This window comes from Streptomyces sp. NPDC006450 (genome assembly GCF_040612195.1).
GTDB lineage: Bacteria > Actinomycetota > Actinomycetes > Streptomycetales > Streptomycetaceae > Streptomyces.
The window spans coordinates 1-10869 of the sequence record NZ_JBEXPT010000165.1 but is presented as its reverse complement, the minus strand read 5'-3'; the positions used below and the strand labels follow the sequence as shown (position 1 = coordinate 10869).

The 10869-nt window shown below is 73.1% G+C and carries 7 protein-coding genes; 2 read left to right on the top strand and 5 right to left on the bottom strand.

Annotated elements, in window-relative coordinates; genetic code table 11:
• A partial coding sequence (locus tag ABZY57_RS30075; protein ID WP_356517269.1) for a BTAD domain-containing putative transcriptional regulator occupies nt 1–3549 on the top strand: 3549 nt, incomplete at its 5' end.
• 52 nt (nt 3550–3601) lie between these two features.
• On the opposite strand, the gene ABZY57_RS30070 is transcribed toward ABZY57_RS30075, so the two are convergent.
• From ABZY57_RS30070 to panB, 3 genes are all read right to left on the bottom strand, one after another.
• Complete coding sequence (locus ABZY57_RS30070) at nt 3602–4453, bottom strand: ABC transporter permease (protein ID WP_356517267.1); 852 nt, start codon at nt 4451–4453, stop codon at nt 3602–3604.
• Nucleotides 4450–5481, bottom strand: coding sequence for an ATP-binding cassette domain-containing protein (locus tag ABZY57_RS30065; protein ID WP_356517265.1), 1032 nt, complete (start codon nt 5479–5481; stop codon nt 4450–4452). Before ABZY57_RS30065 ends, ABZY57_RS30070 begins: the two co-directional genes overlap by 4 nt.
• Before the next feature lie 165 nt (nt 5482–5646).
• Nucleotides 5647–6507, bottom strand: a complete 861-nt coding sequence (gene panB, locus ABZY57_RS30060; RefSeq protein WP_356517263.1) for a 3-methyl-2-oxobutanoate hydroxymethyltransferase — start codon at nt 6505–6507, stop codon at nt 5647–5649.
• Nucleotides 6508–6792: 285 nt separating this feature from the next.
• Here panB and ABZY57_RS30055 point away from each other — a divergent pair, with 285 nt between their 5' ends.
• On the top strand, nt 6793–7821 hold the full coding sequence (locus ABZY57_RS30055; RefSeq protein WP_356517261.1) for an endonuclease/exonuclease/phosphatase family protein: 1029 nt from the start codon (nt 6793–6795) through the stop codon (nt 7819–7821).
• A gap of 72 nt (nt 7822–7893) precedes the next feature.
• Here ABZY57_RS30055 and ABZY57_RS30050 read toward each other — a convergent pair whose 3' ends face one another.
• Entirely contained in the window at nt 7894–9648 is a 1755-nt protein-coding gene (locus ABZY57_RS30050) for an NAD+ synthase (protein WP_356517259.1), read from the bottom strand.
• A 92-nt stretch (nt 9649–9740) separates the two neighbouring features.
• On the bottom strand, nt 9741–10869 hold a 1129-nt coding region (locus ABZY57_RS30045), incomplete at its 5' end, for a DUF4352 domain-containing protein (RefSeq protein WP_356517257.1).

Below are 10869 nucleotides of genomic sequence, written 5' to 3'. Positions count from 1 at the left end.
CCCGCGCTCGCGCGGCGGCCGGGGCGGGCGGTGCCGGCGGCCTCGCTCATCGACGAGGTGTGGGACGGCGACCCTCCCGCGGACGGCCCCGCCGCGCTCCAGGCGCTGGTGGGACGGCTGCGGAGGGCGCTGGGGCGCGAGGCGGTGGGGTCCGGGGAAGGCGGCTACCGGCTCGTCGCCGCCCGGGACGACATCGACCTGTACCGGTTCGAGCGGCTCGCGCGGGAGGCGGCGCAGGCCTCCCCGGCCGAGGCGGCCGCCCTGTACGACGAGGCCCTCGCCCTGTGGCGGGGCGAGCCGCTGAGCTCCCTGCCCGGTTCCGGGCCGCAGGCCGCCCGCTGGGAGGCGCTACGGCTGGACGCGCGCCGGGGCCGCCTGGAGGCGGCGCTGGCGCTGGGGGAGTCGGAGCGGGTCCTGCCGGAGCTGACCGCGCTGTGCGCCGGACTGCCGCTGGACGAACCCCTGCAGGCCCTCCGCATCCGCGCGCTGCGCGACGCGGGCCGCCCGGCGGAGGCGCTGGCCGCTTACGAGGAGGTACGCCGCGACCTGGCCGACCGCCTGGGCACCACCCCGGGCCCCACCCTCCAGGCCCTCCACACGGCCCTGCTGACCCCGCTCCCCCCGACTCCGTCCGCCCCGGCCCGACCCGGTCCGGCTGCGGACCCCCGGCAGGCCGGGCCGATGGCCGAGCCGGCACCCGGGCATTCCGAGCTGGCGGCCGTACCCGGGTACACCGGGTACACCGGGCAGACCGCCGGAGCCGGGGACCCCGGGCCCGGCGGCCCCGCTCCCCGGACGGTGCAGCCCGGATCCGGGCTACGCGGTCCGGGGAGCGAGGACCCGTACAGGGCAGCCGGGGCCGTGGCCAAGGCCGGGCACGTGCCGCCCGGCCCGGGCGCGGGCAACCTGCGGATGCGGCTGACCACTTTCGTCGGGCGGGAGGAGGACATCCGGGTCATCGGGGAAGACCTCGCCCGGTCACGGCTCGTCACCCTGCTCGGACCCGGCGGCGCCGGCAAGACCCGGCTGTCGCAGGAGGCCGCCGAGGCCCACGCACGGGCCGGCCGCGGCGGCACCCCGGACACGCGCCCCGCCGCCCCGGAGCACCTGTCCGCCGACCACGCCCCGGGCGGCACCGGCTCCGGCTCCGCCACGGCCACGGCCCCCAGGGGATCCGGCCCCGCCTGGGGCGACGGGGTGTGGTTCGTGGAGCTGGCTCCCGTGGACGACCCCGAGGACGTCGCCGAAGCCGTGCTCGCCGCGCTCGGCGCCCGGGAGACCAAGCTGCGCGGCGGCTCCGCCGAGGAGATGCGGGCGCTGACCGAGCGCGGCGGGGACCGGCCCCTCGACCGCCTCGCGGAGCATTGCGCACGGCGCCGGATGCTGCTGATCCTGGACAACTGCGAGCACGTCGTCGACGCCGCGGCCCGCCTCGCCGAGGAAGTGCTCGCGCGCTGCCCCGGCGTACAGATCCTGGCCACCAGCCGCGAACCCCTCGGCGTGCCCGGCGAGACGCTGCGCCCGGTGGAGCCGCTGCCCGACCCCGTCGCGCTCCGGCTGCTCGACGACCGCGGGGCCGCAGCCCGGGCGGGGTTCACCGTGGACGAGGACCCGGCCGCCGCCGTGGAGATCTGCCGCCGGCTCGACGGGATGCCGCTCGCCATCGAGCTGGCCGCCGCCCGGCTCCGGCTGCTCACCCCCCGTCAGATCGCCGACCGGCTGGACGACCGGTTCAGGCTGCTGACCGGCGGCTCGCGCACCCACCTGCCCCGCCAGCAGACCCTGCGCGCGGTCGTCGACTGGTCGTGGGACCTCCTCGACGAGCCCGAACGGGCCGTCCTGCGCCGGCTGTCCGTCTTCGCCGGCGGCTGCGACCTCGACGCCGCCGAGGCCGTCTGCGCGGACGGGGGATACCTCGATGGCCTGGACGTCGCCGATCTGCTCGGGTCCCTCGTGGACAAGTCCCTCGTGGTCGCTGCCCCCGACGGCCCCGCCGGCATGCGCTACCGACTCCTGGAGACCGTCGCCGAGTACGCGGCCGACCGCCTCGCGGAGGCCGGCGAGGACCGGGCGGAGACCGAGCGCCGCCACCTCACCCACTACCGGGAACTCGCCCGCACCACCGAGCCGCTGCTGCGCGGCCACGGCCAGCGCGCCGCCGCCGTCCGGCTCGCCACCGAGTCCGAGAACCTGCGTACGGCCCTGCGCCGCGCCGTCGCCGCCAAGGACGTGGGGGAGGTGCTCTGCCTCGTGCACTCCCTCGTCTGGTACTGGCACATGCACGATCTGCGCGCCGAGACCCGCCACTGGGCCGGCGCCGCAGCCGCCCTGGGCCCCGACCCGTTCGCGGCGCCCGTCGTCCCCGCCGAGCCCGTGTACGAGCGGATCGTCGACACGCCCCCGCCGTACGAGGGCGAACTGCTCACCGAGGCCTGGCGCGGCATCCGGATGATGGTGCTGGCCGCCCGGGACCAGACCAGCGACTCCTGGTCCAGCCCCGAGGCCCGCGACCAGATCGACGGCATGATCGCCGCCTACCGACCGGGGCTGCCGCAGATCTGCCGGGCCCCCTCCGCCCTGTGGATCTACGCCGTCATGATCTGGGGGGACCCCGACCTGCTGCGCCGCGTCAGCGAGGAGACCGTCGAGACGGCCCGCGCGCTCGGCTACCGCTGGGAGCTGGCCTCCGCCCTCCAGCTCCGCGCCAACATCCTCGCCAACCGCGCGGACTGGGCCGGCAACGCCTCCCGGGACGCCGAGGAGAGCCTCGCCCTCTACGCGTCCCTCGGCGACGACTGGGGCTGCGCCGAAGCGCTCTCCGCCCGCGCCGAGTCCCACGAGAAGCGCGGCGAGTACGCCCTGGCCGCCCAGGACTTCCGCGTCGCGATCGAGCACGCACGGCGGCTCGGGGCCGAGGCCCAGGTCGCGGTGTTGCAGGTGCGGATGGCCGGAACCCTCGCCGAGGGCGGCCACCTGGAGGAGGCCGAGGAGCTCCTCACCACCCTCCTCGCCACCACCATCCAGCAGTTCGGCAACGAGGCCATGCCCGCCGCCCGGATGTTCCTCGCCACCGTCCACGGCCGCACCGGCCGCATCCCCGAGGCCCGCGCCCAGCTCCAGTGCCTGCGCGAGGAGTTCGCCTTCGGGGCGTTCGCCATCTTCGACGGCTTCCTGCTCGGCACGATGGCCTGGCTGGACAACGAGGAGGGCAAGTACGCGAACGCCCTCATCGTGATCCGCCAGGCCCTGGAGGCCGTCCGGGACCCGCTCGCCCTGATGGTCGCCCCCCATCTCCCGGCCGCGTTCCTGATCACCGGGGCCCGCGCCCTCGTCCAACTCGGCGGTCCGGAGCGGGAGTACGACGCTGCGCGGCTCATCGGCGCCTACCACGCGCTGCTGCCGCCCGCCCACGTCCCGGTCACCGTCGAACGCGCGGACGCCGAGCTGGCCGAGCGCCTGGCCCGGGCCGCGCTCGGTGACGCCGCGTACGGGGCGGCGTACGCCGAAGGCGGCGGCCTCACCCTGGAGGAGGCCACCGCCCTCGTCTGAATCCGTGCAGAGGTCCGCCCGGGACGCGATCCGGAGCGGACCGGTCGGCGGATCAGGTCTTCTGGCGGAACTTCCGCACGGCGAGCGGCATCGTCACCAGCGTGATGCCGACCGACCAGGCCAGCGTGATCCACACGGAGTTGCCGAGCGGGGTCCCGTTGATCAGGGCGCGGGCCGCGTCGGCCAGGTTGGACAGCGGGTTGACGTCGGTGAAGCTCTGCAGCCAGCCGGGCATCGTGGTCGGCGGGGCGAAGATCGAGCTGCCGAACTGCAGCGGCATCAGGACCAGCATCGCCATGCCTTGGACCGCCTGCGGGGTCTTCATGGTGAGACCCAGCAGGATGAAGATCCACATCAGCGAGGAACCGAAGACCGCCGACAGCCCGATGGACAGGAACAGGTCCAGCATCGAGCCCTTGATCGACAGGCCGAGCAGGAAGCCCATGCCGAGCAGGATCGCGATGGCGACCATCATGCGGCCGAGCTCGACCACGATCTTGGCGATGAGCACCGAGGACCGGGCGATGGGCATGGACCGGAAGCGGTCCATCACGCCCTTCTTGAAGTCGTCGTTGACCCCGGTGCCCACACCCATGGCGATGTTCATGCCCATCATCGCCATCAGGCCCGGGACCACGTAGTTGACGTACTCGCCCTGGTTGCCCTTGCCGGAGATCGCGCCGCCGAAGACGAAGACGAAGAGCAGCGTGAAGATGATCGGCATGAAAAGGACGTCGAACATCGACTCCGGGTCCTGCTTGATCTGCAGGACGTTGCGCCGTGCCAGGGCGCCGATGTGACGCAGGTTGCCCCGCAGACCGATCCGGCCCTCGTCCGCCGGGACGGGCCCGCCGGCCGGGGCGGCCGCGGTGGGGCTGGGCTTCGTCGTGGTTACGGTGCTCATGCCGCGACCTCCTCGGTCTGCTGGTTGGGGATGGAGTCCTCGACGGTGGGCTTCTGTCCGGTGATGGACAGGAACACCTCGTCCAGGCTGGGCAGGTAGGTGCTGATGTCGGAGATCCCGTACCCGCGGGCCGCCAGCAGGCCCACCACGGCCGTCAGCTGCTCGTCGGCCAGGATCGGCACCAGCAGTGCACCCTCGTCCGGGACGGCCTGGGAACCGGCCACCCCGTCCAGGCCGGCCTCGGCCAGGGAGCGGGCCATGCCCGGGAGGTCGGTCGGATCGGTGGGGCGGATCCGCAGGGTCCGGCCGCCGACGCGGGCCTTCAGCTCGTCGACCTTGCCGTTGGCGATGACCCTGCCCTTGTCGATGACCGTCAGCTCGTTGGCGAGCTGCTCGGCCTCCTCCATGTACTGGGTGGTGAGCAGGACGGTGGCCCCCTCGGCGACCATCCGCTGGACCTCGTCCCAGACCTCGTTGCGGGTACGGGGGTCCAGACCGGTGGTCGGCTCGTCCAGGTACAGCACGGCCGGGCTGCCGATCATCGAGGCGGCCAGGTCGAGCCGGCGCCGCATGCCGCCGGAGTAGGTCATCACGGCCTTCTTGGCGGCGTCCGTGAGGGAGAACCGCTCCAGCAGCTCGTCGGCGCGGCTCCGGGAGTCCTTGCGGGACAGGTCCAGCAGCCGGCCGATCATGTAGAGGTTCTCCCAGCCGGAGAGCTTCTCGTCGACGGAGGCGTACTGGCCGGTCAGGCCTATGGTCCGGCGCAGCTGCCGCGGCTGGCGGACCACGTCGAAGCCGGCGACCCGGGCGGTGCCGGCGTCGGGGGTGATCAGGGTGGAGAGGATGCGGACCAGGGTGGTCTTGCCCGCGCCGTTGGGGCCGAGGACCCCGAGGACGGTTCCCTCGCGGACGTCGAGGTCCACACCATCGAGGGCTTTGGTCTCGCCGTAGTGCTTGACCAGCCCCCGGACCTCTACGGCGTGCGAGCCGTTCAGGGGATTCTTGTCGTTTCGCGTCATGTCCACCATGGGACCAGACGACACTGACAACCCACCGACAAGCCACCGACAGGCGACCGACAGCCGACCCGCAAGCCACCTGCAGGACTTCGGCCCGGTGTCGGCCCCGCATCGGTACGGCGCCGCCCGGGGTCCGCCGACCGGTAGGCCGGCGCCCCCCGGGCGGTCATCCGACTAGTGGAAGGCGTGCTCTTCCTGCGGGAACGTTCCGCCGACCACGTCCTCGGCGAAGGCCTTCGCCGCGTCGCCCATGGTCGCGCGGAGGTTCGCGTACTGCTTGACGAACTTCGGCATCTTCCCGCCGGTGAGCCCCATCATGTCCGTCCACACCAGCACCTGCGCGTCGCACTCCGCGCCCGCGCCGATGCCGACCGTCGGAATGTGCAGGGACCGGGTGACCTCGGCGGCCAGCTCGGCCGGGACCAGCTCCAGCACCACCGCGAAGGCGCCCGCGTCCTGCGCCGCCTTCGCGTCGCGCAGCAGCTGGTGGGCGGCCTCGTCGCCGCGGCCCTGCACCCGGTAGCCCATGGCGTTCACGGACTGCGGGGTCAGGCCCAGGTGGGACATGACGGGGATGCCGGACTGCACGATCAGCTCGGTCTGGCGCAGCGAGCGCTCGCCGCCCTCCAGCTTCACCGCTCCGACCCCGGCCTCCTTGACCAGCCGGGTGGCGCTGCGCAGCGCCTGTACGGGGCCCTCCTGGTAGGAACCGAACGGCAGGTCGCCGATGATCAGGGCCCGGCTGGTGCCGCGGACGACGGCCGCCGACAGCATGGTCATCTCGTCCATCGTCACCGGGACGGTGGTCTCGTAGCCGAGGTGACAGTTGCCCATCGAGTCGCCGACGAGCATGACCGGGATGCCGGCCTCGTCGAACACGGACGCCGTCATGGCGTCGTAGGCGGTGAGCATGGGCCACTTCTCGCCGCGGTCCTTGGCGAGGGTGAGGTCGCGGACGGTGATGCGCCGGGTGCCCGAGCCTCCGTACAGGGTGGGGGAGGAGGCTTCGCGGGCAGGCGAAACGGCATGCGTCATTGCAACTGCTCCTTGATGTTCATCTCGAGGCGCCCTTACGGCGTCCCCGGACTCCCCACCATGGTGGCACTCTCCGGGCCGCGGCGGGAAGTGGCACGAGGTCCGGTTCGTCACGGCGGCCGCGCCACGGGTCAATGTGCGCGTTTGGTGACAAGCGGAACCCCGGCCGCTGAGCCGTTCGTCCTCCCGGACGTACGACCGACACAATCGGCGCGGAACGCTCCACATATCGCCTAGGGTCAAGAGGCGGGGACGGAGCGCGAGCATGGCAGTGAGGGCAACGGCATGGCACAGGCGTATATGACGGAGACGGGGAGCGACGGCTCGGAGCCCGAGCCCTCCCGGGCGGGTCTCCGGCGCCGGCTGGCCGAGCTGCGACGGGATCCGGGGATCTGGCGCCGCGGGATCGTGCTCGCCGCGCTCGCGGTGCTGATCTCGCTCGTCATGGTCTTCCACGCCGAGCTGCCCAACGACATCGGCAATCTCGGCAGCCTCACCGAGACCTTCCTGCCCTGGCTGGGCCTGGCCGTACCGGTGCTGTTCGCCGCCGCGCTCCTGCGCAAGTCCGCGACCGCGCTGATCGCGATACTGCTGACCGCCGCGGTCTGGGTGAACCTCTTCGGCGGCCTGGTCACCGACAAGGCGCACGCCGGCGGCAACCTCACGGTCGCCACCCACAACGTCGACGCCGACAACACCGACCCCGCGGGCACCGCCGCCTCGGTGGCCAAGGCCGGGGCCGACGTCCTGGCCCTGACCGAGCTCAAGGGCAGCGCGGTCCCCGTCTACGAGAAGGCCCTGGCGAGTACGTACAAGTACCACTCCGTCGAAGGCACCGTCGGGCTGTGGAGCAAGTACCCGCTGGTCTCCAGCAAGCCCGTCGACATCAAGATGGGCTGGACCCGGGCCATGCGCGCCACCGTCCACACCCCCTACGGCGAGGTGGCCGCCTTCGTGGCCCACCTCCCCTCGGTCCGCGTCAAGCTCAACGCCGGCTTCACCGCCAACCAGCGCGACAACAGCGCCGACGCCCTCGGCGCCGCGCTCGCCGCCGAACCGCTGCAGCGGGTCATCCTGCTCGGCGACCTCAACGGAACCGTCAACGACCGGGCCCTGTCCGAGGTCACTTCGCAGCTGCGTTCCACCCAGGGAGCGTCCGGCGACGGCTTCGGCTTCAGCTGGCCCGCGCAGTTCCCGATGGCCCGCATCGACCAGATCCTGGTCCGCGGGGTCACCCCCGAGGCCTCCTGGACCCTGCCCCGCACGGGCAGCGACCACCTGCCGATCGCCGCCCGGGTCACCGTCAAGCCGTAAGACCGCCGCCGTACGGACGCCGGGGCCCCGCCTACCTGCGCCGGGCCCCGGTGCCACGTCACCGCGCGGGCGTCACGCCTGCTCGCGCCAGCCGTTCGTGATGGGCAGCCGGCGGTCCTTGCCGAAGCCCTTCGCGGAGATCTTCGTGCCCGGCGGGTACTGCCGGCGCTTGTATTCGGCGGTGTCCACCATCCGCAGGGTCTTCGCGACGAGCTCGCGGTCGTAGCCGGCCGCGACGACCGCCTCCAGACCCTGGTCGCGGTCCACGTACAGCTCCAGGATCCGGTCCAGCACCGGGTAGTCCGGCAGCGAGTCCGTGTCCACCTGCCCCGGGCGCAGCTCGGCGCTCGGCGGCTTCACGATGGAGTTCTCCGGGATCGGCGGGGTCTCGCCGCGCTCGGCCGCCGCCCGGTTGCGGTACTCGGCGAGGCGGAAGACGTCCGTCTTGTAGACGTCCTTGATGGGGCCGTACGCGCCCACCGAGTCCCCGTACAGGGTGGAGTAGCCGACGGCCAGCTCCGACTTGTTTCCCGGCGCCAGCACGATGTGGCCCTCCTGGTTGGAGAGCGCCATCAGCAGCGTGCCACGCAGCCGGGACTGGAGGTTCTCCTCGGCGAGCCCGGTCAGGCCCAGGGCGCCCATGTACGCGTCGAACATCGGCTCGATCGACACGGTCCGGAAGTTCAGGCCGGTCCGTGTCGCCAGCTCGGCCGCGTCGCCCCTGGAGTGCTCGGAGGAGTACTTGGACGGCATCGAGACGCCGTACACGTTCTGCGCGCCGATCGCGTCGCAGGCGATCGCGGCGACGAGCGCGGAGTCGATGCCGCCGGAGAGGCCGATCAGGACCGACCGGAACCCGTTCTTCCGTACGTACGCGCGCAGGCCCACGACCAGGGCGTCGTAGATCTCCTCGTCGTCGTCCAGCCGGTCGGCGTAGCCGCCCGTCACGACCGGCTCGTACGGCTCCACCGGCTCCTCGGTGAGGACCACGCGGTCGATGCGCAGGCCGTCGTCGACGATGCCCTCGACCGGGGTGTCCGAGGCGGCCGGCAGGTCCAGGTCGACCAGGACACAGCCCTCGGAGAACTGCGGGGCGCGGGCGATGACTTCGCCGGCGGAGTCGACCACGATCGAGTCCCCGTCGAAGACCAGGTCGTCCTGAGCGCCGATCATCGCCAGGTAGGCGAGGGTGCAGCCGGCCTCCTGGGCGCGCTTGCGCACCAGCTCCAGGCGGAGGTCGTCCTTGTTGCGCTCGTACGGGGAGGCGTTGATCGAGATCAGCAGTCCGGCCCCCGCGGAGCGGGTGGCGGGGACGCGCCCGCCCTCCTGCCAGAGGTCCTCGCAGATGGCCAGGGCCACGTCCACGCCCCGCACCCGGATCACCGGCTGGGTGTCGCCCGGCACGAAGTACCGGAACTCGTCGAAGACTCCGTAGTTGGGGAGGTGGTGTTTGCCGAAGCGCAGGACCACCTGCCCGCCGTACAGCACGGCGGCGGCGTTCTCCGGGGACCCCGCCGGGCGGCCGAGCCGGGGCGCGGCCTTCTCCGTACGGTCGAGGTAGCCGACGACGACCGGGAGGTCCCCGAAGCCCTCGGCCGCCAGGCGCCGCGCGAGGTCCAGCAGCGCCCGGCGGGACGCTTCGACGAAGGAGCCGCGCAGCGCGAGGTCCTCGACGGGGTATCCGGTCAGCACCATTTCCGGAAACGCCACCAGGTGGGCGCCCTGTTCGGCGGAGTGCCGGGTCCAGTGGACGACCGAGTCGGCGTTGGCGGCGATGTTGCCGACCTGCGAGTCGATCTGATTCAGAGCGAGGCGTAGTTGAGGCACGCGGCCCAGTCTAATCGTCTTTCTGACGCGATGTCCTGGGAGTCGCCGCAGTCGCCGTGTCCGCACGGGCCGCGGCCGCCGGAGCCGCCGGTTCAGCCGATGGGGCCGCTCCAGATCGCGTCGTCGTACTCGGTGCCGGGCGAGATCTCGAAGTGCAGGCTCTTGGTCCCCTCGGGGACGACGAAGGCGAAGGTGCCGGTCATCGACTCGCCGGCCATGACCGAGCCCTTGAACATCTTCGGCACGGAGCCGTCGAAGGCCATGTCGGCCTCGGTGCCCTGGTCGTCGCGGGCGTGCGGCAGGGCCAGGCTGACGTCGAGCGCGGCCGCCGCATTGTTGACGATCTTCACCGTCACCTTGACCGCGTTGCCGTTGCGGGCCTCGGGCGGATAGGCCGTCGAGGACGGCTTGTACGCGACCGCGCGCTGCACGGTGACCTGGACGCCGTCCTCGTAGGTGTAGGGCGCGCCCCAGGCCAGGGCCGAGGTCATGCCGGGGATGTCGGAGGGCGAGGGCTTGGGGGTCGGGCTCGCCGGGGCGCCGGGAGTGGCCGAGTCGTCGTCGTATTCGTAGCCGTCGTCGTAGTCGTAGAGGTCACGCGAGCGGTTGTCGGCGACGTTCTCGTCGATCCTGTCGATGACGCTCGCGGTGATGAACCAGCCCCCGGTGGAAGCGCCGAGGCCGAGGACGCTCAGAGCGGTGCCGACCGCTGCCAGCGTGGCTCGGGGGGCGCCGCGGCGGGACTTGAGGACGGCCGCGATGCCGATGCCGATGCCGGTGAGGGCGAGGAGTGCGCCGGCCCAGAAGAAGAAGGGGACCAGGCCGACGAAGATGCCGAACAGGCCGAGGAGCAGCGCGGCGACGGCCAGGCCGTTCGTGGCGGCCGGGGGCGCCGGGAAGCCCGGCCCCTGCGGGCCGCCGGGGTAGCCGCCGGCGTATCCGCCGGGGGGTGTGGCCCAGGGGTTGCCGGGGGCGGTCGCGCCGGGGGCGCCGTACGGGGCTCCCCACGCGGGCGCCGGGGCAGCGGTGGCGGCCACCGGGACGGGGGTGACCGGAGCGACGGCACCGGGGGCGGCGGGGGCCGGGGCGCCGGCCTGCGGGGCGGGGGCGGCCTCCTGGAGCGCGCCCGGTACGCCCGCTCCGACCACTGCCGGAGCCGCGCGCGCGGGCTGCGCCGCGTGGGCGTCCGTGCCCTCGGCGCACGCGGGCTGCGCCGGAACC

Coding starts and splice junctions, on each gene's coding strand:
- ABZY57_RS30070 (WP_356517267.1), bottom strand. CDS start 4,453: ATGAGCACCGTAACCACGACGAAGCCCAGCCCCACCGCGGCCGCCCCG.
- ABZY57_RS30065 (WP_356517265.1), bottom strand. CDS start 5,481: ATGGTGGACATGACGCGAAACGACAAGAATCCCCTGAACGGCTCGCAC.
- panB (WP_356517263.1), bottom strand. CDS start 6,507: ATGACGCATGCCGTTTCGCCTGCCCGCGAAGCCTCCTCCCCCACCCTG.
- ABZY57_RS30055 (WP_356517261.1), top strand. CDS start 6,793: ATGGCACAGGCGTATATGACGGAGACGGGGAGCGACGGCTCGGAGCCC.